The following is a 23,607-nucleotide window of genomic DNA, read 5'->3' as shown; positions in this document are numbered from 1 at the left end:
CGGCGGCAGCCGGACGCTACCGCCATTCTCCGCGTTCCCGCGCCATCACCTGCTCGACGAACCGCTCCATGAGCTGCGGATACGCTCGATGCGTCTTCCGCCCGAGCGTCAAGCCGTACAGCCAGCCGAGCGGGCCTCGAAAATCCAGCACGTGCGCGATTTCCAAGCCGTTCCCCTCCGTTTCGCGGAACGTCCTGCGAAATTCCAATCTTGCCCCAGGCAGCGGCACGATGCATGTATAGCCCCTAGCCGGCTCGATGCTCGCAATTCGGAACCCGGTCCACCTGCCGCCATTCTTCGCCTTCATCCTGCCCTCGGCGCCGACGGCAAACGCGCCGTCCAGTACCGCCTCTTCCAGCTCCGTATCCCACTGCGGCCAGGCGGACACGTCCGCCCAAGCTTCCCACAACGCCCGCTTCGAGGCGACAACGTTCGCTTTTGTCGTAAATTTCATCTCATGCTGCCTTCTTTCGTAAGAAATCGTGTGGGGACGGAAGACGCGGCCGTGCCGAACGCTTCAACCCGGTACGTATTGGGCAAGGATTCGCATAGCTCCGCGCATCTCCATTTTTTCCTTCGGCTTGTCCATCCTCGCTGCAGGTCGTATGATGGAGGGATAACTACGAAGCCTACAGGAGATTTGGACAAGCATGCGCATCCGCAACTGGGATACCAACCTGAAAATCCGCCTTGGCGGAGAGTTTGCGATTAACGTTTTATTTTGGACTTTCTTTCCTTTTCTCGCAATCTACTTCAGCGAAGCGTTCGGCAAAGGGCCGGCCGGCATGCTGCTGATCCTGTCGCAGGTCTTGTCCGTCGTGGCCAATCTGCTCGGCGGCTACTGCGCGGACCGCTTCGGACGCAAGCGCATGATGGTCGTCGCAACGTTCGTGCAGGCTGCGGGATACGGCCTGTTCGCCGTCGCCGCGACGCCATTGCTGCACGCGCCCGCGCTCGCCTTCGCCGGCTTCAGCGCGGCCAGCGTCGCCAGCTCTCTCTATTGGCCGGCGAGCCAGGCGATGGTGGCCGACGTGGTCGAGCCACAGCATCAATCACAAGTTTTCGCCGTCTTCTATTCTTCGCTCAACATGGCCGTCGTCATCGGTCCGCTGCTGGGATCCCTGTTCTTTTTGGACCACCCGGCGATCGTCCTCGCGGCCGCGGGCGTCTGCTGCGTCGGCCTGGCGGCGCTGCTCTCGGGCAAGCTCCGGGAAACCGCGCCTACGGCGAAGCGGCAGTCGCCCGAGACGAGCGGCCCGTGGTACCGATTCGTGCTGAAAGAACTGGGCCAATATCGCATTATCGCGTCGGACCGCGTATTCCTTCTGTTCATTGTCGCCGGCGTGCTGGTCGGGCAAACCTTCTTGCAGCTCGATCTGCTTTTCCCCGTCTTTATCAAGGAGACCGTCGCGCGTACGACAGTCTTCGCGTTCGGGGACTGGTCGTGGGAGCTGACCGGCCAGCAGCTGTTCGGCGCGATCGTGTCGCTGAACGGACTCCTGGTTGCGCTGTTCACCGTCGCCGTGACGAAGGGACTCGAGAAGCTGCGGGACCGGTATGTCTTCGTATTCGGAACGGCGATCTATGCCGTCAGCATCGTGCTGTTCGGCCAGATGACGACCTTCTGGGGCTTTGCCTCCGTGATCGCGCTCTTCACGCTGGCCGAACTCATGTCGGCCGGGCCGCAGCAGACGTTCATCTCCCGGCTCGCGCCGGAGGACATGCGCGGACAGTATTTCGCGGCTTCGAGCCTCCGCTACACGTTGGGCCGCACGATCGCCCCGCTGTCGATCCCGCTTAGCGAATGGATCGGCTATAAGTGGACCTTCGGGCTCCTCGCGATTCTCGCCTTGTTGGCCGCCGCGATTTACTACCTGATGTTCAACTGGTACGAGCGGCCGGCTAAGCGAGCAGCGTAACGCCGGACAGATCGGCACCGGCGGCTTGAAGCTGCGCGAAAGTCGCCTCGTCTATTCGCGCGCCGTCAAAATCGGCCTGATCCGCCCGGGGATCGAACCGGGCGACGACGAGGCCTTTGCTGCGCCGCACAAACAGGTGCCCGTGACGCCGCAAAAAGCGAAACGTCACGTGCAGCAGCGTCGCGCCGCGAAAGGTGGCGCCCATCAGTCCGGCGTGCTCGAAGACGGCGCCCGTCAGCGTCTGGCCGTCGAAGCGGACCCCGCTCAGATCGGAAAAGATGAACTGCGTCCGGTCCAGCCGACTGCCCTCGAAAATCGCCCCCTTCAGGCTCGACCGCACGAAATGCGCCGCGGTCAGATCGGCTCCGCCGAAATTCGCGCCGCGCAGGTTGGAGCCGTAAAAGGTCCCTTCCGCGAGGTGCCGCCCGGCGAAGTCCGTGCCCTCGAGATTGAGGCGATGGTAGATGCGCTCCAAAGCCCCGGCTTCCGGGCCTCCGTCCCGGGACGAGCCCGGCGCCGGAGGATGTGCCGGAAGGCGGAGCAGGCTTTCTCTCGCCCGCCCAGGCAGCTCGTTCATCGTGGGTTCCACCTTTCTGTGCGTACGATCTGGCTGAAGAATTCTCCTAAAGTATACTACTTCGCGGCGCCATGAAGCCGCTTTCGCAAGCTTTTGGGACTATTTAGCTACGGATTCCCCGGCTTTCATCCGTTAGGATAAGAAAAGAATAGGCCATACGAAAGGATAGGAAGATGAGCAAGCAACGCACTCTATCATCGATGTTCACGGCAGTCGTGCTTGGAGCCGGCTGCCTCCTGTTTGCGGCGGCGCTCGCCGCCTCCTTCGTGAACGGCGCCTCCGCGTGGGGCTCGCCGCTCAAGATCGGCTCCGCCGTCATTGCCGCAGCGGGCGTAATGCTCTTGGCCGGCTACGCGGCCGACCGTTATCTGAGCCGGCGGCAGTATCTCGCGCTGCTGGCGGCGTTGGGTTTCGGCTTGCGGCTAGTCTGGGTGCTCTGGATCGATACGCCCCCCGCCTCGGACTTCGCCTTCATGCATGCCGCCGCGCTGAACGCGGCGCACGGCGATTTCTCGTTCGGCGCGGACGAGTACTTCCGCGGCTGGGTTTACCAGCTTGGATTCACAATGTACGAAGCCCTGGTCATCAAGCTGTTCGGCGGCTCGCTGCTCGTACTGAAGCTGCTGAATGTCTTGTACGGCGTCGGAACGTCCTTGCTCGTCTACGCGATCGCCGGCAAGCTGTTCAACGAATTCAGCGCCAGGGCGGCCGGACTCCTATATGCGTGCTATATCCCCCACGTCCTGATGAGTTCCGTGCTGACCAATCAGCATCTGTCGATTTTCCTGTACCTGCTCGGCTGCTGGCTGCTCCTGAATCGCGGGCTGGCGGCGAAGTGGCGCTGGATCGGCATCGGTCTCGCCTTCGGGCTCGGCCATATCATCCGCCCGCTCGGCCCGATCTTCCTGATCGGCTTCGCCTTGTACGTACTAATCTTCGAGCTGATCCCGGCCTTTCGTCTGCGAGCCCGCCCGCCGATCGCCAAGGCGATCGGCGTGTTCGCGGCATTCTATCTCGTGCAGCTGGTCGTAAGCTACGCGCTCATCGCGGGCGGCGTCACGACGTACAAGCTGTCCAACCGCGAGCCCTACTGGAAGTTCATGGTCGGCCTGAATGCCGCTACGGACGGCAATTGGTCGGTGGAGGATGCCAAGCTGGCTGCCCGGTACCCGCTCGGACCGGAACGGGACGAGGCGGAGCTCGCCGTCGTGAAGGAGCGATTGGCGGACAAGGGCGAAGTAGCAGCGCTCATGGCGCGCAAGCTCGTACTGCTCTGGGGCGGCGCGGACTCGGCGACGATGTGGAGCCTCGGAGAGATGGGCAAGCCGGAGCTGTCCCGGCTGCTGGATCGGTGGGAGCGGTCGATGTACGTTACGCTGAGCGCCTTCGGACTCGTTTCGCTGATCGCGCTGCTTCGGCGCGGAGGGGGTCGCGAGCCGATCTTGCCTCTGCTGCTCTGGCTGGGGTACGCAGCGGTCCACCTCGCCATCGAAGTGCAAACCCGCTATCGCCTCGACTTCATGCCGGTGCTGATCCTTCTGCAAAGCTACGGCATCTATGTCCTTTACGAGAGGATGCGTCCTTTCTTCGCGCTGCATGAGCCATCGCAGACGGGACGCGACGTTTCCATGTAAGGCTCGTCCGGACGCAGCGATCTCTTAGACTCGCGGCATTCCCCGGAAAAAGCGAAAAACCCGACCGCAAGCGGTCGGGTTTTCCTTTTGTAGCGGAATTACAGTTTAACGACGTTTTCGGCTTGCGGGCCGCGGTTGCCTTGAACGACGTTGAATTCTACGCGTTGACCTTCGTCAAGCGTCTTGAAGCCTTCGCCGACGATTGCGGAGAAGTGAACGAATACGTCGTTGCCGCCTTCGACTTCGATGAAGCCGAAACCTTTTTCTGCGTTAAACCATTTCACGGTACCTTGTTGCATGTGGAATACCTCCAAAAATGTTTTTCTACATGATCTTTTATTTTGCTTGGAAAATAAAATTCACATATTGTACAAGGTTATTACGCCTCAAAATAATAACCCTCTACAATATGTGAACTCAGGTCAAGATTTGAAGTAATTAGCGTCATCTTAACACATCTTGTCCGAGAACGCAAACATGGATTATTTGGCAGAGGCATGGCCAAGATTGAAAAGCCGTCGGCTATGACGCGCCGAATCGAACGGCTCGCGGGCACACACAACATTACTTTCCCCACAACGAGCCGTTTTTAAACACCTTTCCTCAAAAAAGGAGGAAGGCGTCCCGTTAAAATCCAGCGTATACGTCAAGATCATCTCGATCAGCACGACGGCTCCCAGCAAAATCGCCAGGCTGGTCCGGCCGGAGGCGTACAAGGCGGCCACGCTCAACGCGAACACGAGGAATTGGAGCAGCGCGCGCACCGGAACCGATACCGGGAAGGTGGCTTTGGGCGCGACGACCCCCCCCCAGAAAATAGCAGTCAAAAGCGGAGCGCCAAGGCCGGCCAAAATTTGGACCCAGAGACTCCGGTCGAGATGAAATCCCCAGTACCCCAGCGCTCCCAGCGAAGCCAGCTCCATCAGAAAAAAGACAGCCAAAATTGTACCGCGCAAAATCGTCATCGCGTTCTCCTCCGTTAACTAATGTCGTTAGTTTTATAATAACTAATGTGATTAGTTTTTGCAAGCAAAACATGGAGAAGAGCCGACCCGCTAACGGACTAGCTCCCTCCCGCTTCATCCGTGCGGGTTAGCAGGCCGCGCAGCTCGCGCCGATGCGTGTAGAGCATGAGCAGAAAATTGCCCAGCCAGAGCACCAGGATGTCGCCGGGATACCCCCGTGCGGCCAAGTAAAGGCCGACGGGAAGCAGGCCGCTCGCGACTTGGACGGCATCGGCCCGGGATGATGGCGGGAAGCGGCGGCGCAGGCCACGGTGAAGGGCCATCGCGATCGCCAGGACGACGGCATAGACCAGCGAGGCTTCGAAATCGGTCGCGGCGCTCCAAACGCCGAAGGTGACCGCGATCGCTTTGCCTCCCTTTCCTTTCAGGAACGGAGAAAAGGCATGCCCCAGCACGGGAGCGAGGGCGACGGGTACGAGGGCGTAACCATGCGCGGCGGGCGACCCGAGGAACAGCAGCACGGGCAAGTATCCCTTCAGAAAATCCAGCGCGATGCCGGCCAGCCCGAGCGGCATGCCCGCGGCGCGCCACAGATTCAAGCCCCCGGGGTTACCGTCTCCCACTTCCCTCAAGTTCCGGCGGACCAGCTTCCCCAGCGCGTACGAGAACATGAGCGACCCGGACAAAAACGAGGCGAGCGTCCACAATAGAATCATCGGCTTGACTTGCCTCCCACTTCGATCTGTCTGCCTTTCCATGTGACATGTCCCCGAAAGACGACGCGGTAGGCGGAATAAGCCATGACGTACAGAAAGGACAACGTGGACAGCAGGTGCACGAGCGGCACCGCGACGCCGAACTTTCCGACATAGCGGATAAAGTAGGCGAGCTGCAGCGTATAGAGGAGATAGCCCGTCGCGAGGAGGACGGCTCCGCCGCTTGGGGCAAGGACGGCGAAAATGAGTCCCAGCTCAGCCGCGATCAGCCCGACGACCCACAGGGCGACGAGCAGGATGGTATAGCCGCTCAGCTTGGAGGTGCTGAGGAGCGCGCCTTTGCTGAACCCTTGGACGGCGCTGCGGATGCCGTGCGGATACATGCGGAAGGAAACCATGCCGGCGCCCAGGAAATTCGTCACCGAAATGCCGGACCTCCCGTATTGGACCCCCAAGCTGAGGTCCTCCAGCACTTCGGACCGTACGCCGTCGTGTCCGCCGGCTCGCTCGTAGTCCTCCCGCGTCGTCAAAATGCAAGATCCGTAGAGGCCGGTCGGATGGCGCCGCTCCAGGAACGAAGTGAAAGCGAACACTCCCAGGACGTTCAAGATGAGCGCGAGCCGCTCGTAAAAGCGGCCGGCCGTATGATAGGGAACGACGGAAACGACGCCGCCCGCCCGCTCCCGCGCCTGTACGAGCGAGGCCAGCGCCGCCGGGGCTAAGCGAATGTCGGCGTCAAGGAAGGCGATCAGGTCGCCGGCAGCATGCGCGTACCCGGTGCGCAGCGCCCAGTTCTTGCCGGTCCAGCCCGGCGGGAGAGGCGTCTCGTGGGTCACGACGGTCGCGCCGTACCGCCGGGCGATGTCGGCTGTGCCATCGGAGGAGTCGTCGTCCACGACGATGACCTCGAACGGCCGCAGCGTCTGCTCGCGAAGCGAGGCGAGCAGGCCCGGCAAGTTAAACGCCTCGTTGCGCGCCGGAATGATGACCGACAGCTTTCTTGGTTGTCCCTGCTCGGCAGGCCCGGGCGCTTCGCAGGAAACGATCGTACGGCGGCGGAACAGCGCAAACCCGGCCAGCACGCCCGCGGCCAGCAGGGCGAAGATCCATCCGATCCACATGAGACACCCTCCCCCGAACTCCTCCGTCTCCCGCCACGAAGCCGGCTCGGCAGACGTTTCCCGGCAACCGGTCGCAGGCGGGGTACTCCATTGTATTCGGACAATGCTCCGTTCGATGCCATAGGTGCCGCCTAAGGTGCATCATGGAGCTCTAGGGAGGAAATTCGTCGTTGCGGGTGGAAATCCCTTCCTGGGATTTTTCGACTATCTCCCCGGCCAACACGGCTCTTCCCCCTCCCGCCGCGGCGAAATCGCAAAAAACACCGCCCCCCCGTCGGATCAAGAAGGGGGCGGTGTTGTTTCAGAGCAGCGAACGATGAACGGGAGATTACAAACGGGGCAGCGTCACGGTAAAGGCGGTCCCCCGACCGGGCTCGCTGCGGACGAGGATGTCGCCGCCGTGCAGCGCGACGATCTTGTGCGCGATGGAGAGCCCGAGACCGCTGCCGGAGGCGGATCGGTCCCGCGAGGGATCGGCCTTGTGGAACCGCTCGAAGATGTAGGGGAGCTCGGCGGCGGGGATGCCGACGCCCGTGTCCGCAATCTCGACCGCCACGGACCCTTTGGGCCCGTCCGCGATTCGAACGGCGATCGTCCCCTCCGGATTCGAAAACTTGATGCTGTTGGCGATCAGGTTCAGCCACACCTCGTAAAGCAGCGAGCGGTCGCCCGAGATCTCGGTATCCGGCAAGACCAGCTCCAGGGCGAGCGATTTCTCCGACCATTGCCATTCCAGCAGAATGAGCGCCTGCCGGATCTGCTCGTCGAGGCGGAACGTCGTCTTGTCCAGGTCGGCGCCGTCCTTGTCCAGGAAAGCGAGCGTCAGCAGCTGCTTGCCGAGGGCGGACAGCCGCCCGCTCTCTTCCTCGATGACGGCCAGGTACCGGTCCCGCTCCTCCGGCGTCCCCTCTCCCTCGCGCACGGCGCGGGCGAAGCCTTGGATCGAAGTAAGCGGGGACTGGATCTCGTGGGAGACGTTGGCCACGAACGCCTGCCTGCGCTCGTCCAGCTGACGGATTGCCTCGGCCATCCGGGAGAAATGCTGCGCCAGATCGCCGATCTCGTCCCGTCGTCCGACCGACAGCCGGATCTCGTAATCCCCTTCGACGATCCGCCGCGTGGCGCGGGTGAGCGCCTTGACCGGCCGGACGATGTAGCGGGACAGCACTGCGATCAGGAGCAGGCTCACGACGAAGGTGCCGCCCAGTAGAACCGCCACGATGACCCGGACCTCTCCAGTCTGCTGGGCGAGATCCGGGCGGATGAACAGCGCCGCCGGCCCCGCCGGCGTCCGTATCGGAACGCCTACCGTATTGCGCACGCTGTTTTCGAAGTAGGCGAGCAGCTCCAGCTTCCGGTTCTCCTCGGCCATGCCGCGGTACGATCCGCCGCTCAGAACGGCTTGCACCTGCTCCGCGGTCAGTTGACCGCGTTTGAACGGGGAACCGTACGTCCGGTGCCGCCCGTCGGGAAAGACGGCGTAGATTTGGAGGCCGAGGGCCGCCACGCGCGACAGATAGCCGTCCAGATCCGACACCGGCCTTTGCTCGTAGAGCGCTTGCACGTTCTCTGCGACGGCCGCGACTTTGCGCTCGTTGTCCGGGCGAACCAGAAACTCGTAATACACGCTGGTGAGAAGCAATCCCACGATGCCGCTGGCCAGGGCGACGAGGACGAAGGTGACGACGATGCGGAAATAGAGCGTCTTCATGTTTCCGGCACCTCCAGCTTGTATCCGAGGCCGCGGATCGTCGTGATGACGAAATCATCCTGACGGTGGGCGAACCGTTCCCGCAGGCGCTTGACATGCACGTCTACGGTCCGGCTGTCGCCGGCAAAGTCGGCTCCCCATACGAGCCGGATGAGCTGCTCCCGCGTATAGATCCGGCCGGGATTGCTTGCGAGCTGCGCCAGCAGCTCGAACTCCCGAAGGGGCAGCGTGAGCGTCTCTCCGTCGATCCGCACCTCGTAGCCCTTGCGGTCGATTTGCACGCCGCCGAGAGAGATCGTCTCCGAAGAGACGAGGCGATACCGCCGGAGCAGGGCGCGGATGCGGAAGAGCAGCTCCTGCGGCTCGAAAGGCTTGACCAGATAGTCGTCCGTCCCGGCGGCGAAGCCGTGCTCCTTGTCCTCGATCGCGCCTTTCGCGGTCAATAAAATGACGGGGATGTCGTAGTTCTCCCGGATTTCCCGGCACAGCTCGATCCCGCTCATGCCCGGCATCATGACGTCGACGATGGCCAGGTGCGCCTGCTCCCGCTCGAGCAGCCGCGAAGCGGATTCGCCGTCGCCGGCTTCGAGAACGACGTAGCCCTCCCTCCGCAGGACGAGCCGCAGCAGCTCGCGAATATGGGGGTCGTCGTCCGCGACGACAATGTGGATTCTCATAGACAGCACCGCTTTCCTGCGGCGCGCGCGTTCGCCAAAAAGACACCGACCGGCCTGCCGGTCAGTGTCTTTGGCCAATCGCGCTTAGGCGCCGATCCGTCTTAGGGGACGATCATGCTTTGGCTTGAGCGGGACTCGTGTTGACGAGCGCGGGCAGCATCTTCTCGCCCTTCTCCATCTCGGATCCGCACAGCAAGCATTGCGGATGGTCGGCGAACGAGAAGTTATCGCGAATCCACCCGTTGCAGTCCTCGCTCGTACATGACCAGATGGTCGTCGGCTCCAGCGCGACTTCCTCCGGAGGCTTCTTCCGTGAATGGTACATAGCGGACCCTTCTTTCTCCTATCGATAGGCAACCCTAATACGATACCCGAAACGAAGACGAGCGATGTACGGACCCAAATAAAAAATCACATGCCGCACAAGGCTGTCCGGAAAAAGGTATTCGCCTTGGGCAATATGTGACTTTCCGTTTGGGTCATTACGTCCATGATAGTATATCGGCCTGAGGATAGCAATCCCGTACTGCGTCAGACCGGCGAGAATCCCTCGTCAGACAGGTAGTCCCTCGCTTCGTCGTAAGTCTCGAACGCCGCGTCCAGATTCAGTCCGGCAAAGATATACCACATGCCGTCCTCCTTGTCGAACCTCAACGTCAGCGTCTGCCGCTTGGCGTTGCGCCACTGCTCCTCGGCCTCGGGTCCGTCCGCTCCCGTCTCGCGCTCGCCTGTCAGCGACCGGATCGAAGCGGCGACGATGTCGCGGAATTCCGCTTCTTCGTAGTCCGAAACGTTGACGTAGCCTTTGTCGTCGGTCGGATAACCCTCCAGTCGGCCTGCGTAAACGAAGCCGAAGCCCTTCGGATGCAAATGGTAGATGACCGTCTTCTTCTCGAAGGCGCTCTGCTCGAAATGGTAGTTTACCCTGCCCATGGAGACGTCATTACGCGTCAGCTCGGGAAACGATTCCGCGATCGCGATCTTCTGTTCGAAGCTTAGCATGTCCTAGGTCCACCCCCAGAAAAATCCGTCCCGATCCCAAGCTACCCGGCCTCCGTGCAGCTTGCGGAACGCCTTTACGACCTCCCGGTCGAGGGAGATGTTTCCCCGTTCGTTGACGAAGACGAATCGCTCGCCGAAGTGCTCCCGGATATAGGCCACCGCGTCGCTCTGGCTGAGCTTCGACCGGAACTCGATCTCCTTCACCATCCAGGCGGCGACGTCCTGCGCGGTTGCTTCCATTCTTGTCCCTCCTGCTTTGTTTCCCCCTATCGTATCACAAGCGGACGCAGATGCTAAATGACGCCCCGCCCCGTCGGCGTCGCCCTCCTCGTCATGCATCCATTCGAAGTCGTGCTCCAGCGCGTCGGGCGAGCCGTATACGAGCCGTCCCGAGCGGTCGAATACGATCGCCCCGCGCGAGATCCGGTTCTTGTAGTAGAACCGATCCTCCCGGCTGCCCATGAATGTCAGATACCGTTGGATCCGATCGGCTTCGTCCTGCCGATGCGTCCGCAAGTAGTTCCTTAACGGGGTAAATGCTTGCTCCAGCCAGCTGCGCGACAGGCGCTCCGGCTTGATAGGTTCGTTCATTGTCAGGCCTCCGATCGAAAACTTATACATTCTGCATGACAAAAAAAGCACCGCGGCAGCGGAAATGACCTTCCGCCGCACGGTGCTTCCGTCGCGCCTAACCGAACTGGATATGACATCCATTATAGCATGCCGCCGAATCGCAATCAATTCCGCAGGCCGCTAATGCGATTTCATTTGTCTCCATTTATATTCCTTCGCGCTGCAACCGGCATATCCCCTGAACTTCTTGTAGAACCAATCGAGCTGACGGTATCCGACCTCGCACGCGATCTCGTAGATCCGTTTGTCCGTCGTCATCAGCAGCTCCTTGGCCTTCTCCATCCGGACCTGGACCAGTCTACGAAAGGATGGCTTCCCGCCGTGCCCTCCGTTTTCGCTTCGATCGCCTGCATGGCCTGATCTTCAAGGATGTTCGGCGCGGCGAACGAGTCTCCTCATCCCGCTGCGTCTGCAAGCAAGCGCCGGATTCCGGCCCTACTCCCGGCGGAAGCCGGGCACGTGACGGATGCTCGGCCCGAATCAAAATGCCTCGTATGGATGCCATTCCAGGCAGACATCGCCCGCGCAAAAAACAAACGGCACAAGGACGAGATCCCTTGCACCGTTTGTTTTTGATAGGTTTGATTATCGCATTGCTGCCGCCTGGATCGCCCCATACGCCCAATGCGTTGCCGGCACATCCGCGTAGCGTGGTTCTCCGGCGGCCTCGGACGGGCGTCCGATCAGCTTGTTCAGGACGACGGCCGCCTCGGCCCGGTTGAGCGGCCGTTCGGGATGGAACGTGCCGTCCAGATAGCCGGTCATCAGGCCAGCGGCACGCACCTTGCGAATGTCCGCCTGCGCCCAGTGCCCGACCGTATCGGAGAAATCTTCGGCGGACGCGTTAGGGCTAGCAGACGTGAGCAGCCGCGAAAGGATCGCCGCCGTCTCCGCGCGGGTGATCGGCCGATCCGGACGGAACGCGCCGATCGTGTCGCCGTTCAGGATGCCCAGCGCGACGGTGCGGCGGATCGCCTCGCCGGCCCAGTGGCCGTCCGGGACGTCGGAGAAGCTTGTCTTGGCGCTACCGGCCGTCCCGTCGACCAGCCGCGAGACGATCGCTGCCATCTCGGCGCGGGTCAGGCTCGCGTTCGGCTTGAACAGCCGGCCGGCGTAGCCGGACAAGTAGGGTACGTTAAGCAGCTGCAAGGCCGACGGTTCCGGCTTTACCGCCGCATCGTTGCGCACGATCGCGAAGGTGCCGCCAACAGATGCGTCGAAGCCGAGATAACGTACGCTCGCTTCCGGCTCCTGTACGCGGCCGTTGACGAGCTCCGCCTGACCATCGCCATGTTCGAAATAGAGGCTCGCTCCGGTCGCGTCCGCCGGCAAGGGCAGCGCCACCGCGTAAGAGCGTTTGGGAGGCGCGGCGACCGTGACGGGGACGCCGATCAGCGCGCGCGGGCCTGCCGTCGTTCCCGTTGCCTGCGCGCCGTTCGCGCGACGCTCGAGATTAGACCGTTCGTTTGCGTCCCGCACGGGCGCGACCGTGAACGTCAGCGCTTCCGACGCCTCTCCGAGCGAGGCGGCCGGCACGGACAGCCGCGCTTCGGCGGTGCGGATCTCGAGCGCGATGCCCGCGCCCGAAATCCGGTTCGCCGCCGCGGCCGGCAGGACGACCGACAACCGCTGAGCCGTCTTGTGCTTGTCGGGCATGACGATCGTTAGCCGGCTCCATCCCGACTGCTTCAGCAGCGCGGCGGCTTGCTCGGCGAACGTCTCCGAGAGCGCGACGGTATCCTGCACCCGCCCGTCGGCGGCCGTCTTTCGCACGACCTGCAGCGTGCGTGTTTGCCCTTCGCCTACCGGCACGTCGATCGCGTAAGTTTCATCTTGCGTCTGGACGCCGCCGTTGCCGTCTCCGCCAGGCGTACCTCCCCCAGGCGTACCTCCCCCAGGCGTACCTCCTCCAGGCGTCTCTCCGCCCGGTGTACCTCCCCCAGGCGTCTCTCCCCCCGGTGTACCTCCCCCAGGCGTCTCTCCGCCCGGCGTCTCGCCTTCGCCGTTTTTCTTCGCCTCGAAGGCGAGCACGGCTTCGCTCAGGGCCGTGACGGCCGCGTTCACCTGCGGCTGCGTCGATGCGGCGTCGTCGCGCACCGCTTGAGCCGCGTCGATCGCCTCTTTCAGCGCCGCCTTGGCGCCCGGCGCATACTGCCCGTTCGCGCCGCCTTCCGTTGCGGCGTCGTGCGTCGCTTGCGCGTCCGCGATCACCTTCGTCAGCTCCGTCAGATCGATGTCGACGCGCTGACCGTCAAATGCGGCGACCGCCTCTTCCAGCGCATCCAGCGCCGCATCGACGTCCTCCTGCTCCAGCCATGGCTTGTCCAGCTCCGCCGCCGCGGCATCGATCGCCGCCTGCAGCACCGCTTTGGCGCCCGGCGCGTATTGGCCGTTCGCGGCGCCTTCCGTCGCGGCGTCGTGTTTATCCTGCGCGGCGCGGACCGCCTCGAGCAGCGCGTCGAAATCGGCCGGCGTCTTCTCGACCAACGTCACGTCTTCGAATTCGTATTCGTCGAGAAGACCGGGACTGGCGTTCCGGCCAAACAAAGCCAGATAGGCGTACGCGCTCGTCGTCGGCTCTTCGGGCATGACGAATTCGTCGCCCCCCGCGCTCTCCGACATAGCCAATTCATAGGTATGTCCTTTGGACAGGCTCGTCTCGGACGGCAGCACCACATCGACCCGATAGATATCCGGGTCCTGGCTGCTCCTCACGAATACCCCGTCGGGGCGAATGACCGATTCTCCGTCCACCTCCCGGATCACGAAGTCGCTCTTTTGAATGTTCTCTGTCCGAAATTCAGGCGGATTCAGCGATTCGAACGGCCAATCGAATATCAACTCCGTCCCGCCGTCGCTTGTAGGCGTAAAGCGGACGATTCCCTCGCCGGGCCGAAGCTTGTGCCCCGCCTCCAACTTCATGCGCAGCGTAGGCGGTTCCGCAAACGTTCCCGGCGTCTGGTTGACGACGGGGAACGGATCCTTGACGACCTCGTTCCCGACTTCGTCGGTCAGCGTCGAATCCGCCGCGAACGCCACGGTCACCTCGTCGAATTGGGTAACCGGGGTTGGCAGCTGTGCAATGGCTTGCGGCTCGTTTTGAACCGGGATCGCGAGCAAAAGCGGCACGGAGTCGCCGTTAACGCGCACGTCGAGGTCCGCAACCGTCAAATCTTCGGGCTGCTTCAGCGGTTCGGTCCAGGTCAAGATGAGCCAATCTTCATTTACGGTCGCCTCCGAAATGCTCGGCCCGGTTCGGTCGATCGTAAACCGGACGGGCTTCGTGCTACTCGTCGTAGCCGTCCCATCCGAATAGTCGACCTGATAAAAGATTTCGTACGTTCCGTCCTCCTGCACCGCCTCCGTCTGCCACGCGGCCAGGTCTTCGTGGTACGTGCCGCCCCCGTCGTCCGTCAGCGGAGTGTCGACCGGGAGTCCGTCCGTCCACGGGTTTGCCGGATCGTCCGTCAAATACCGGCCGTCGCCGAGCCTTTGAATGCGGTAAGTCGCATCCTCGAGCGAGTCGCCGTCCGGATTCTGCACGGAGATCTCCAGTCTCTCAAGCGCCTGAAGCACGCTTCCGTCGGTCGGCGCAACGCCAACGATCGCAACGCTGCCGGCCGCCGCCTTCGCCGACGGCGGGACGCCGACCGCGGCGAGCGACGCCGCGAGCAGCCATGCCGACGCGATCTTAAGCGTCCGCCATGAGCAGATGTCCCGCCGAGTGCCTTTTCCTTCCGTTCGGTCTTTCTTATTCATTTACCTTACGCTCCTTCGACAAAATCGTCTAACGTGTCGGAGCGTAACATGCGCCGCTCTCAAATCGCTCTCAAAAGCGCGGCGCCCGATTCCCTTTCTGGCATTTTCAACGGTAGAGGACGGCTAGTCGAGATGGGCATCCCGTGCCTGCCCGTCCGATTGTGCGGGAACCTTTACCGCCTTGCTCCCTCTCCGCGCCGGGCTTTAACCGAACTAATCCATAAAAAAAAGGCCCTCGAAGAGAGCCTCCCGCTTGCTATTCAGATCGTGCCGCCCCGGGCCGTCCGCCTCCGCGACAGTTCCCGGTCGAGGCTCTCCAAGCCTTTGCGCATCGCCCAATCGTGATTCGAGCGGAAGATCGGCTTCATGAGCCACGACAGCCGCTTGAGCAGCGGCTTCTCGGCGTTGACGTACCAGTCGAAGCGGGCGATAACGTACTCCCCGTCCTGCTCGAACCTCCACGTCCCCCGGCCGGCCAGGTCGCCGGAAGCTTTGAGCGATAGCGTGCGGGGAGCGTCTTCGTGCGTCTTGCACGAGGTCCATCTCAGCTTGTAGGGCAGCCTGCCTCTCGTGAGCAGCGCATACCGCTCGCTCTTCGTCTCCTCGTCGATTCCCGCCGGCTGAATGTTCAGGTACACCTCGGGCCACCAGCGTTGATAATCCAGAAAGTCGGAGCAAATGTCGTAGACCTCCTGAACGCTGCCCCGAACCCGCCATTCCGTCGGCATGTAATATTCGTTCGTTCGCATGTGCCGCACCTCGTTTCGTTATCTCATCTGCCGGGCCCATTCCCGCAGCTCGGCAGACGGCGCAAGATCAAGCTCATCCGCGAGGAGGCGTTCGTAGGCGTCGAAATGACGCAAATACGACGCCTTCTCCCCGGCCGCCGCGAACATCCGAAGCAGCTTCTCGTGCATCTGCTCGTCCAGTGGCGCCTGGATCAAATAGCGGCGCAGCGTCTCCTTCGCGGATGCGAGATCGCCCTTCTCCTCCTGCCAGACCGCCAGCATGCGAGCCAGCGACGCATACTGTCCGGCGGCTTCGGAGGCCCGGCTGGCGCTCCACGAATAGTCTTTTCCGCCATACAGGGGACCTTGATAGGCGCGGAACAGCCGCTCCGCCTCCGCGGCGTTTGGCCCGTCGACCCGCGCCTCGCGCGCCAGAAAGCCGCCGAGCTGTCCCAAATCCGACAGCCCCGGGGAAGCCGCGAAGACGTAGCCTTCGTTCGTATGGTTCAATTCGATGGAGATGTCCGCTTCCTTCAACGCCTTTTTCAGCCGGTAAATCGTATTGTGCAGGTTGTGCAGACTTCGCGTCTCCTCCAGATCCGGCCACAGCAGGTCGGCCAGCGTCCATTTGTCCGTCAGCCGGTTGGGGTAGGCGAGGAAGTACGCGAACAGCTCCTCCGTCTTGCGGGTCGGCCAGTTCATCAGCGTCCCGTCCGCCCGCCGCGCCTCGAACGTGCCCAGGCAGCGGATCGATGGCTCCGCCGCGGGCGCGGGCGGCTTCAGGGCGGCGCGCATCTCGCGGTTTCGTTCGAGCCGGACCACCACCCGCTCCAGATCCTCCGGCGTCACCGGCTTCAGCAGGTAATCGACCGCATTGACCCGGAACGCGTCGACCGCATAGTTCGGATAAGCCGTCGTGAACACCACCAGCAGCTCCTCGTCGATTTCCTTGAGCTTTTGTGCCAGCTCGATGCCGCCCATCTTCGGCATTTCCACGTCCAGAAACGCGACCTCGGGCTTCAGCTCCGCGAAGCGATCCAACGCCTCATGCGGCCGCGTGAACGCGCCCGTCACCTCCAGCGCCGGGTGGCGAACCACAAGCCGCTGCATCAAATCCAAAGTCGGTCTCTCGTCCTCGACGATCATGACGCGCATATGCGGCGCCTCCTTTGCCATCCTCGCGCGTCAGCCGCTTGGGTGCCCTCCCGCTACGACGGCGGACCTCCGAGCTTCGGCAGATACACGGTAATCTTCGTCCCTTGCTCCAGCGCCGACTCGATCGTGACGCTTGCGCCGGGCAGCGTCGCGAGGCGCTTGCGTACATTGGTCATGCCGATGCCCGACAAGTCCGGGCGCTCGCCGGCACGGAGCCGGAACAGCACGTCGTCCGGCATGCCGACGCCGTCGTCGACGATCTCGAACCGCAGGTAGCCGTCTCCGTCCGCGACGGACAGCGTGACGGTGCCCGGGCCCTCCTTCTCGAACAGACCGTGGCGAATGGCGTTCTCGACGAACGGCTGGATCGTCAGGGAAGGAACCAGGTACGTCTCGAGATCCGGATCGACGTGAAGCCGATAAGCGAGCCGATCGCCGAATCGCGCTTTTTCGATTTCCACGTACGCCCGAATCAGCTCGAGTTCCGTCTTCAGCGCGACCTGCTGCGTCCGGCTGTCCCGGTCGAACACCATGCGCAAGTAGCGGCTCAGCACGGACAGCAGATGCGCGGCCTTCTCCCCGTCGGTGTAGCAGAAGGACACGATGCTGCTGATGGCATTGTAAAGAAAATGCGGCTTGATCTGCGCTTGGAGGAACGCCATCTCGCTCTCCACCGCCTGATCCATCGACGTCTTCATGACGAGCAGCGTGCGGACCCTCGCGGCGAGCGTTTTCGGATCGAACGGCTTGGCGATGAAGTCGTTGCCCCCGGCGCGGAAGCAGAGCTCGACGTCGTGCAGCGAGTCCTTGACCGTCGCGAACAGGACCGGCAGATCGAGTACGGATCGGTTCTCCCGGACGGCGCGGCACAGGTCGATGCCGGACATCTCCGGCATCATGACGTCGAGGACGAGCAGGTCGATCTCAGGGTACCGCTCCAGCTTGTCCAGCGCCTCCCTGGCGGAAAAAGCCGACAGCACGTTGTACTCGTCGCCCAGCAAATTCAGCAGAATCCGCACGTTGGCGGCTTCGTCGTCGACGACGAGTACGGTGTGCGCGCGGCCTTCGTCGATGCGTTCGAGCTGCGTCGGGATACGCGTGCCGCTCTCCGACGCGGCGGCCGCCTCCGCCTCGCCCGTCGTGGCCGAGGGCGGCTCTGCGGCCGGCAGCGTAAACGCCATCCGCGTACCCTGACCCAGCGCGGACCGGTCGACCCAGATGCGTCCGTCCATCCGCTCCATCAGCTGGCGGCTGATGTAGAGGCCAAGTCCCATGCCCGTGTAGCCGTCCTGCGGCAGCTCCCGGTCGACCTGCTCGAAGTAGCCGAATACCTCCTCGTGACTGCCCGGAGCCATCCCGACGCCGGTATCCTCCACCCATACTTCAACGAACCCGTCCGCCGCCCGCGCGCCGATCGAGATCCGGCCGGCCTTCGTGTGCTTGATCGCGTTGTGGATCAGGTTGTACAACACCTGCCGAAGCCGGTTCTCGTCCGCTAGGACGCGGGTGCCGGGCGCGATTTCGTTGTCCCAGCGCACGTCTTTGCCCGCCAGCTCGAACTCCAGCACCTGAAACGCCGTCTGCGCCGCGACGCGCAGATCGAGCGCCGACGACGCGAGCCGCAGGTCGCCGTGCTTCAGCCGGACGACGTCCACCAGATCGTTCACGAGCGCCGACAGCTTCGTCGACGTGTCCTGGATCAGCGACAGCTCGCTACGCTGCCGGTCGTTGAGCTCGCCCGCCTTTTCGCCCAGCAAAAACGCGGCGATATTTTGAATGCCGTGCAGCGGCGTCTTCAGCTCGTGCGACGTGTTCGCGAGGAATTCGTCCTTGAGCTTGTCGCGCAGGATCAATTGGTCCGTCAGTTGCTCGCTTCGGTCCGTCGCATTCGCGAGCCGCAGCGCGAGCAGCGCGTTCATAAATGCCAATACCGCGAGGAACGCGATCCGCCGGCCGATATCCGTCTCCACGAGGCTGAGCGAATAGAGGATCCCGAACAGCTGGATCAACGCGACGGAGACGAGCACCCCGACGAGCAGGGCGGTCTCTTGGCGGCCCAGCCGGCCGTCCCCTTTGACGAACAGCCGAATGACCCGGTACAGGTAAAAAAGAGACACGAGCCCCGCATAGTCCCAGGGCAGATCCCCGAGCGCGCGGTACTCCGGGTACGGAACGGCGACGATCGCGGCCAGATAGACGACGATCGGCGCCAGCAGCACGAGGAGATGCTTGCGATGGAGCAGCTTGACGTCCAGTTGATAAAGGAAAATCCCGAGCAGCGCGATATTGGAGAAGCCTCCGAAATCGTACAGCTTTCTCGACGCCCAATAAGGCAATCCCGGCAGCAGCTGCAGCGTCAGCTTTTCGCCGCTCGTCACCATGAGCACCAGCATCGTCAAAAAGTAGAGCGCACTGTATAAATAGGCTTTGTCCTTTAACCGCAGCACGTACAGGGCCATATGGTACCCGCCGAACAGCAGCAGGATGAACAGGCCGGAAAACTCGACCGCGAACTGAATCCGGTCGATCAGCAGCATATCGGATTGGAGGCCGAGCTGCACGCCTTCAAAGCCGCCGCCGATCGGATTGTTGAAGTTCGCCGATTGCAGGACGAGCTCCAGCCGGCCGCCTTCGGGCCGGACGAACGTCGCGTACGGCTTGTTTTCCTTCACGTAATCCCGTTCGTTGTCGGAGACGCGTCCTTCTTCCCCGACGAGATGGCCGTTTACGTAGAGACGGTGAGCCCCGTTCACGTTCGGCAGACGGATGCCGTAGCCCACGTCTTCGTCCTTCAGCTTGACCGTCAGCCGATAGGTGCCGTACACAGTGCCGCTCGCTTCGTCCGGGGGGTTGCCGTCGTAAAAGGTGTTCGGAATGTCGGCATAAGGCGCGGACGGCGGCGGCACCCGACCGGCTTGGAAATCCTCCGGCGAATACAGATGCATCGGGTAAAAGGCCCATTCGCCGTTCAGCAGCACCGTATGCTTCGTCCCGAATGTCCAATCGCCGAGGTCAATGACGCCCGCCCGCGCTTGCGGCGCCGACTTGTCCGGTACCGTATAGGCGTTGATCGCCGCCAGCAGCGCGAACGACAGCATCGGGATCCCCATCAGCCCGAGCGCCCGATACAAGAAGCGCAGCCTTTTCCGCTTATTCGTCATGCCCGCATCCGCCGAACCTCTCGCCATTTCCGCGCCTCGTCTCTCGTTTTCATGGATCCCGTTTCGACAGCTTAGCCAACGCCGCTCTCAAAACGCTCTCAAACGCTATTATGACAAAAAGAAGGCGGCCCGCCTATCGAAAATGTCGGCGGTTATCACCCGCGCTGTCGGGCCTCTAAAAATCCCGCCTCCCCAAGCAAAAGCCGCACCGGCGGCAGAGGCGCTCTGCGAGCCGATGCGGCTTATTCCCTTGCGCTATCTCGTCTTGGCGTACCACTCCCGCAGCACGCGCTCGGCTTTTTTCCCGTAGATGTCGAAGCCCGTGTCTGCGCTCGCCTGTTCGAGCGGGTAGAGCCGAACGCTCCAATCCCACCAGAAGAAGCCGCCGAACCACGGCTCGTCCCAGAACGCCCGCAGCACCGAGCCGTAGAAATTCGCCTGCTCCTCCTCGCTGGCCGGCAGCTCCGTGCGCAGGTAATCCCACGGCATCGACGCGCAGCCGAGCGCGCTGCGGCATCCGATCTTCATGAAGACGATCGGCTTGCCGAACTTCTCGTGCAGTCGGCGCAGCTTGGCCCGCACCGGCTGCCAATTCGCGAGCATGGCGTCCTCGCCGTCCCCCGGCTTCCGGGCGACCGGATAGTACGCGCTCGTCCCGATCACATCGACTTGATCGAACCAGGCGACGCCTTCCTCCGAGCCATGGTTGGCGTTGTAGACGAGCGGTCCGCCATAGATCGACCGCACTCGCTCGATCAGCGCGTGCCACTCCGCCTTCCGGGACTCCGTCTTCGCCATCTCGCAGCCGATGCAGAACATTTCGCAGCCGAGCTCCTCGGCGATTTCCGCGTAGTGGCAAAGGAAGTTGCCGTACGATTCGAACCAGGCGTCCCAGTAAGGCTGAGCGGCCTCCTCGTCGGGGAAGCCGATATGCGCGCGCCAGATGCCGTCCCTGGAATTGACGACCGGCTTGAGGCACACCTTGAGCCCCAACGCCTTGGACTGATTGACCGCGAATTCGATATCGCGATCGGTCATCGTATGCCCGTAGTCGAACGGGATTTCCGTCGCGTGCGTATTCGCTTGATAGGTATAAAACGACAGGGCGATCCACTCGCTGCCCGTCTCCTTCAGCTTGCGCAAAGAATCCAGCGCATAAGGCTGGCGGTAAGCGCCTCTTTGGCTGTCCCAGCCGTGCGTCATCCCTTTCATGAATGCGGTGCTGTTCAATTCTTTCCCTCCGTTCTCCTATCGGCCCCTTCCGAGACGAAGAGGTCCGACGAATGTGAGCCGCCTCGCAGGTCCGGCGACCGGGCACGTTCGGGCCGCTACTTGCCGTACTTGCTCCAATCGGGCAGTTCGTCGAGCGTCACGACGCGCTCGTGGTTGTATACCCGGACGAGATGTTCCAGGCTGTTCTTTTTGCCGTCGGTCAGAAAGTCGCCTTCCCAGGTGCAGAACCAGCGCCAGCCGGCTCCGTACGCCTCCACCAGATCCGGGTCGGGAATCGGCCCGTTCTCGGTCATGGCGATCAGCTTGCGGCCGTCGCCCAGCGCGGCCAGACGGTCGTACGAAGCGATCACCGGCCCGTAGTCGCCGTCGGCGGGATAAGGCGGCCGCGTAAAAATGGAATTGTCATCCGCGCGGCGTTGTGTTAGAATCGGCTTACTTTGAGGAACGGAGGGTTACGTGTGATAGACTTTGTCCGAGTTCGCACTTTGCGCGCCTAATGGTTAGCGCCGAAGCTCTGCCTGCGTGCAGGGAACTCAGATTAGGTCTGTCCGCATAGGGGCATACGCGGCTTCGTTTTCCGATCCCGGAGGCGATACGCCCGTCGTCCCGTAGGTAACCGCCGTTAACGGCGGCAGGCAGCGCGCGCGAATCGTTCTCGCCCGCTCGGCCATGCCTTGCAGTGGATCGTCCATGCGAACGGCTCGCCGGTTGGCGAGACCTCGTCCTTGATCTGAAGACCTTGAGCGCAGGCGGAAGACGCCTGCGTTTTTTTGCGCTTACAGGTTCTATTAGAGAGAGGATGATGGTAATTGACAACCCTTCACGAGCATAATCGAATGGCCAACGCGATCGTTGTCGGGGTTCACTTGCAGAACCAGCCCGGCTTCGAATACGCGATGGAGGAGCTGCGCAATTTGGCGGACGCGTGCGACATCGAGGTCGTCGGCGAGCTGACCCAAAAGGCGGAGCGCGTAAATCCCGCCCACTACATCGGAGCGGGCAAGCTGCAGGAGTTGAAGGGGCTGGCCGAAGGGCTGGACGCTTCGACGATCATTTTTAACGACGAGCTGTCGCCGTCGCAAATCCGCAATCTCGAGAAGACGCTCGAGCGCCGGGTCATCGACCGCACGATCCTCATCCTCGACATTTTCGCGGAACGCGCCCAAACCAAGGAGGCGCAGCTTCAAGTCGAGGTCGCCAAGCTGCAATACATGCTCCCGCGGCTGGTCGGACTGCGCGAGTCGCTCGGGCGGCAAGGCGGCGGAGCCGGCCTGAAAAACCGCGGCGCGGGCGAAACCAAGCTGGAGCTGGACCGGCGGCGCATCGAGGAGCGGATCGTGCATTTGCAGCACGATCTGGAGAAGCTCGTCGCGCGGCGCCAGGTCCAGCGCAAGCAGCGTCGCAAAAACGAGGTCCCCGTCGTCTGTCTCGTCGGCTATACGAACGCGGGCAAGTCCAGCCTCCTGAACGCCGTGATGGAGACATACCAGCCCGGCTCGAGCAAGATGGTGCTGGCCAAGGATATGCTGTTCGCCACGCTCGAAACGTCGGTCCGCAGCATCTCGCTGCCCGACCGCAAGACGTTTCTGCTCGCGGATACGGTCGGCTTCGTCAGCCAGCTGCCGCACCATCTGGTCAAGGCATTCCGCTCCACCCTGGAGGAGGTTGCGGAGGCCGATCTGCTCATCCACGTCGTCGACTGCGCCAACCCGGAGCACGAGCAGCATATCGCCGTGACCCAGGCCACGCTCAAGGATTTGGGCGCGGACGGCATTCCGGCCGTCTACGCGTTCAACAAGGCGGATCTGACGGATCAGGCGTATCCCCGCATCGAAGACAATACCGTCTATCTCTCCGCCGGCCGCCGCGAAGGCATCGAGGAGCTGATCCGGCTCATCCGGGATCGCGTCTTCGGCGATTACGTAGAGGGAGAGATCGTCATCCCTTACGATCAGGGGCGTCTGGTCGCCTACTTCAATGAGCACGCTCACGTGCAAGCGACGGAGTACGAGCCGGAGGGGACGCGTCTGAAGCTGACGTGCAAGCTGGCCGATTACGAGAAGCACAAGGAATTGTTCGCGCCGCAGTAAACGGCGTTAATCATTTAGGCGGTTTAGGAGAGGCGGCCGCTTCGCGACGGGCAGGCATGTCCGGTGCGAAGCGGCCGTTTGTCTGTCTTGAGCGTGCTGTCTAGGGGATGGCTGCATTCGGCAGCGTAAAGAAGCTTCGAACGCGAGTGGCGGGGAATGTTGCCGCGGGGTCCGGCCATCCTATTGTCATCCCGACTCTCAGGCCTCATCGCGTCATTCTGCTTCCTCCCGACTTCCGGGCCCCATCGCCATGCCGCGCGACGGACGAGCCTTAATGGAATGTTGTTTTCGGTATGACGTGATGTTGGTGACGGTGTGTTGGTGACGGTGTGTTGGTGGCGGTGTTTGGTGACGGGATGTTGGTGGCGGGATGTTGGTGACGGTGTGCTGGTGGCGGGATGTTGGTGACGGTGTGTTGGTGACGGTGTGTTGGTGACGGTGTGTTGGTGGCGGTGTTTGGTGGCGGGATGTTGGTGGCGGGATGTTGGTGACGGGATGTTGGTGACGGTGTGTTGGTGACGGTGTG

At 62.4% G+C, this 23,607-nt stretch carries 23 protein-coding genes; 3 read left to right on the top strand and 20 right to left on the bottom strand.

Annotated elements, in window-relative coordinates; all coding sequences use genetic code 11:
- Positions 1-16: 16 nt before the first annotated feature.
- Positions 17-454, bottom strand: coding sequence for an SRPBCC family protein (locus tag LKX83_RS27500; RefSeq protein ID WP_227886041.1), 438 nt, complete (start codon positions 452-454; stop codon positions 17-19).
- A gap of 196 nt (positions 455-650) precedes the next feature.
- Between LKX83_RS27500 and LKX83_RS27495 the strand changes: the two genes are divergently transcribed.
- Positions 651-1,919, top strand: a complete 1,269-nt coding sequence (locus LKX83_RS27495) for an MDR family MFS transporter (protein WP_227886040.1) — start codon at positions 651-653, stop codon at positions 1,917-1,919.
- Here the strand turns inward: LKX83_RS27495 and LKX83_RS27490 are convergent.
- A complete protein-coding gene (locus LKX83_RS27490; protein ID WP_227886039.1) occupies positions 1,903-2,496 on the bottom strand; it encodes a pentapeptide repeat-containing protein in 594 nt (197 codons plus the stop codon). The two genes, LKX83_RS27495 and LKX83_RS27490, sit on opposite strands and share 17 nt — an antisense overlap.
- Positions 2,497-2,669: 173 nt before the next feature.
- Here LKX83_RS27490 and LKX83_RS27485 point away from each other — a divergent pair, with 173 nt between their 5' ends.
- A complete protein-coding gene (locus LKX83_RS27485) occupies positions 2,670-4,130 on the top strand; it encodes a glycosyltransferase family 39 protein (protein ID WP_227886038.1) in 1,461 nt (486 codons plus the stop codon).
- A gap of 98 nt (positions 4,131-4,228) precedes the next feature.
- Here the strand turns inward: LKX83_RS27485 and LKX83_RS27480 are convergent, their stop codons facing one another.
- The 17 genes from LKX83_RS27480 to LKX83_RS27400 form a co-directional block, all read right to left on the bottom strand.
- Positions 4,229-4,429 carry a cold-shock protein gene (locus tag LKX83_RS27480; RefSeq protein WP_090575021.1) on the bottom strand — a complete coding sequence of 67 codons (201 nt, stop codon included), beginning with the start codon at positions 4,427-4,429 and terminating at the stop codon, positions 4,229-4,231.
- 183 nt (positions 4,430-4,612) lie between these two features.
- The gene (locus LKX83_RS27475; RefSeq protein ID WP_227886037.1) at positions 4,613-5,095 is read right to left on the bottom strand and encodes a YrdB family protein; all 483 of its coding nucleotides are present in this window, start codon (positions 5,093-5,095) and stop codon (positions 4,613-4,615) included.
- Between the two features lie 98 nt (positions 5,096-5,193).
- Complete coding sequence (locus tag LKX83_RS27470) at positions 5,194-5,811, bottom strand: glycerol-3-phosphate acyltransferase (RefSeq protein ID WP_227886036.1); 618 nt, start codon at positions 5,809-5,811, stop codon at positions 5,194-5,196.
- Positions 5,808-6,932, bottom strand: coding sequence for a glycosyltransferase family 2 protein (locus tag LKX83_RS27465; protein ID WP_227886035.1), 1,125 nt, complete (start codon positions 6,930-6,932; stop codon positions 5,808-5,810). Before LKX83_RS27465 ends, LKX83_RS27470 begins: the two co-directional genes overlap by 4 nt.
- A 328-nt stretch (positions 6,933-7,260) precedes the next feature.
- Positions 7,261-8,643: a sensor histidine kinase gene (locus LKX83_RS27460; protein WP_227886034.1), complete on the bottom strand. Its 1,383-nt coding sequence runs from the start codon at positions 8,641-8,643 to the stop codon at positions 7,261-7,263.
- Positions 8,640-9,320: a response regulator transcription factor gene (locus LKX83_RS27455; RefSeq protein ID WP_227886033.1), complete on the bottom strand. Its 681-nt coding sequence runs from the start codon at positions 9,318-9,320 to the stop codon at positions 8,640-8,642. Before LKX83_RS27455 ends, LKX83_RS27460 begins: the two co-directional genes overlap by 4 nt.
- Positions 9,321-9,432: 112 nt before the next feature.
- Positions 9,433-9,645 (bottom strand): cold-shock protein, encoded by a 213-nt coding sequence (locus LKX83_RS27450; RefSeq protein WP_227886032.1) that lies wholly within the window; start codon positions 9,643-9,645, stop codon positions 9,433-9,435.
- A gap of 206 nt (positions 9,646-9,851) precedes the next feature.
- Complete coding sequence (locus LKX83_RS27445; RefSeq protein ID WP_227886031.1) at positions 9,852-10,322, bottom strand: hypothetical protein; 471 nt, start codon at positions 10,320-10,322, stop codon at positions 9,852-9,854.
- Positions 10,323-10,325: 3 nt separating this feature from the next.
- Positions 10,326-10,562, bottom strand: coding sequence for a DUF6953 family protein (locus LKX83_RS27440; protein WP_227886067.1), 237 nt, complete (start codon positions 10,560-10,562; stop codon positions 10,326-10,328).
- Between the two features lie 513 nt (positions 10,563-11,075).
- Positions 11,076-11,252, bottom strand: a complete 177-nt coding sequence (locus tag LKX83_RS27435) for a helix-turn-helix domain-containing protein (protein WP_370639143.1) — start codon at positions 11,250-11,252, stop codon at positions 11,076-11,078.
- Positions 11,253-11,540: 288 nt separating this feature from the next.
- Positions 11,541-14,714 (bottom strand): S-layer homology domain-containing protein, encoded by a 3,174-nt coding sequence (locus LKX83_RS27430; protein WP_227886030.1) that lies wholly within the window; start codon positions 14,712-14,714, stop codon positions 11,541-11,543.
- Positions 14,715-14,974: 260 nt separating this feature from the next.
- A complete protein-coding gene (locus LKX83_RS27425; RefSeq protein WP_227886029.1) occupies positions 14,975-15,463 on the bottom strand; it encodes an SRPBCC family protein in 489 nt (162 codons plus the stop codon).
- A gap of 18 nt (positions 15,464-15,481) precedes the next feature.
- The gene (locus tag LKX83_RS27420; RefSeq protein WP_227886028.1) at positions 15,482-16,597 is read right to left on the bottom strand and encodes a response regulator; all 1,116 of its coding nucleotides are present in this window, start codon (positions 16,595-16,597) and stop codon (positions 15,482-15,484) included.
- Between the two features lie 53 nt (positions 16,598-16,650).
- Positions 16,651-19,785, bottom strand: a complete 3,135-nt coding sequence (locus LKX83_RS27415) for an ATP-binding protein (protein ID WP_227886027.1) — start codon at positions 19,783-19,785, stop codon at positions 16,651-16,653.
- Positions 19,786-20,013: 228 nt separating this feature from the next.
- Positions 20,014-20,988: a glycoside hydrolase family 113 gene (locus LKX83_RS27410; protein WP_465249354.1), complete on the bottom strand. Its 975-nt coding sequence runs from the start codon at positions 20,986-20,988 to the stop codon at positions 20,014-20,016.
- Between the two features lie 98 nt (positions 20,989-21,086).
- Positions 21,087-21,341 carry a glycosyl hydrolase gene (locus tag LKX83_RS27405; RefSeq protein WP_370639141.1) on the bottom strand — a complete coding sequence of 85 codons (255 nt, stop codon included), beginning with the start codon at positions 21,339-21,341 and terminating at the stop codon, positions 21,087-21,089.
- Between the two features lie 183 nt (positions 21,342-21,524).
- Positions 21,525-21,683, bottom strand: a complete 159-nt coding sequence (locus LKX83_RS27400) for a hypothetical protein (protein ID WP_227886026.1) — start codon at positions 21,681-21,683, stop codon at positions 21,525-21,527.
- A gap of 144 nt (positions 21,684-21,827) precedes the next feature.
- Here LKX83_RS27400 and hflX point away from each other — a divergent pair, with 144 nt between their 5' ends.
- Positions 21,828-23,081, top strand: coding sequence for a GTPase HflX (hflX, locus tag LKX83_RS27395; protein ID WP_227886025.1), 1,254 nt, complete (start codon positions 21,828-21,830; stop codon positions 23,079-23,081).
- Between the two features lie 271 nt (positions 23,082-23,352).
- Here hflX and LKX83_RS27390 read toward each other — a convergent pair.
- On the bottom strand, positions 23,353-23,607 hold a 255-nt coding region (locus LKX83_RS27390; RefSeq protein ID WP_227886024.1), incomplete at its 5' end, for a hypothetical protein.

This window comes from Cohnella baijiui (genome assembly GCF_020731285.1).
GTDB lineage: Bacteria > Bacillota > Bacilli > Paenibacillales > Paenibacillaceae > Cohnella.
Note: the sequence above shows the minus strand (reverse complement) of the source record. Positions and strands in the feature narration are given on the sequence as shown.

Coding starts and splice junctions, on each gene's coding strand:
- LKX83_RS27480 (WP_090575021.1), bottom strand. CDS start 4,429: ATGCAACAAGGTACCGTGAAATGGTTTAACGCAGAAAAAGGTTTCGGC.
- LKX83_RS27495 (WP_227886040.1), top strand. CDS start 651: ATGCGCATCCGCAACTGGGATACCAACCTGAAAATCCGCCTTGGCGGA.
- LKX83_RS27400 (WP_227886026.1), bottom strand. CDS start 21,683: ATGGACGATCCACTGCAAGGCATGGCCGAGCGGGCGAGAACGATTCGC.
- LKX83_RS27500 (WP_227886041.1), bottom strand. CDS start 454: ATGAAATTTACGACAAAAGCGAACGTTGTCGCCTCGAAGCGGGCGTTG.
- LKX83_RS27485 (WP_227886038.1), top strand. CDS start 2,670: ATGAGCAAGCAACGCACTCTATCATCGATGTTCACGGCAGTCGTGCTT.
- LKX83_RS27445 (WP_227886031.1), bottom strand. CDS start 10,322: ATGCTAAGCTTCGAACAGAAGATCGCGATCGCGGAATCGTTTCCCGAG.
- LKX83_RS27430 (WP_227886030.1), bottom strand. CDS start 14,714: ATGAATAAGAAAGACCGAACGGAAGGAAAAGGCACTCGGCGGGACATC.
- LKX83_RS27460 (WP_227886034.1), bottom strand. CDS start 8,643: ATGAAGACGCTCTATTTCCGCATCGTCGTCACCTTCGTCCTCGTCGCC.
- LKX83_RS27490 (WP_227886039.1), bottom strand. CDS start 2,496: ATGAACGAGCTGCCTGGGCGGGCGAGAGAAAGCCTGCTCCGCCTTCCG.
- LKX83_RS27425 (WP_227886029.1), bottom strand. CDS start 15,463: ATGCGAACGAACGAATATTACATGCCGACGGAATGGCGGGTTCGGGGC.
- LKX83_RS27450 (WP_227886032.1), bottom strand. CDS start 9,645: ATGTACCATTCACGGAAGAAGCCTCCGGAGGAAGTCGCGCTGGAGCCG.
- hflX (WP_227886025.1), top strand. CDS start 21,828: ATGGCCAACGCGATCGTTGTCGGGGTTCACTTGCAGAACCAGCCCGGC.
- LKX83_RS27475 (WP_227886037.1), bottom strand. CDS start 5,095: ATGACGATTTTGCGCGGTACAATTTTGGCTGTCTTTTTTCTGATGGAG.
- LKX83_RS27470 (WP_227886036.1), bottom strand. CDS start 5,811: ATGATTCTATTGTGGACGCTCGCCTCGTTTTTGTCCGGGTCGCTCATG.
- LKX83_RS27455 (WP_227886033.1), bottom strand. CDS start 9,320: ATGAGAATCCACATTGTCGTCGCGGACGACGACCCCCATATTCGCGAG.
- LKX83_RS27420 (WP_227886028.1), bottom strand. CDS start 16,597: ATGCGCGTCATGATCGTCGAGGACGAGAGACCGACTTTGGATTTGATG.
- LKX83_RS27415 (WP_227886027.1), bottom strand. CDS start 19,785: ATGGCGAGAGGTTCGGCGGATGCGGGCATGACGAATAAGCGGAAAAGG.
- LKX83_RS27440 (WP_227886067.1), bottom strand. CDS start 10,562: ATGGAAGCAACCGCGCAGGACGTCGCCGCCTGGATGGTGAAGGAGATC.
- LKX83_RS27465 (WP_227886035.1), bottom strand. CDS start 6,932: ATGTGGATCGGATGGATCTTCGCCCTGCTGGCCGCGGGCGTGCTGGCC.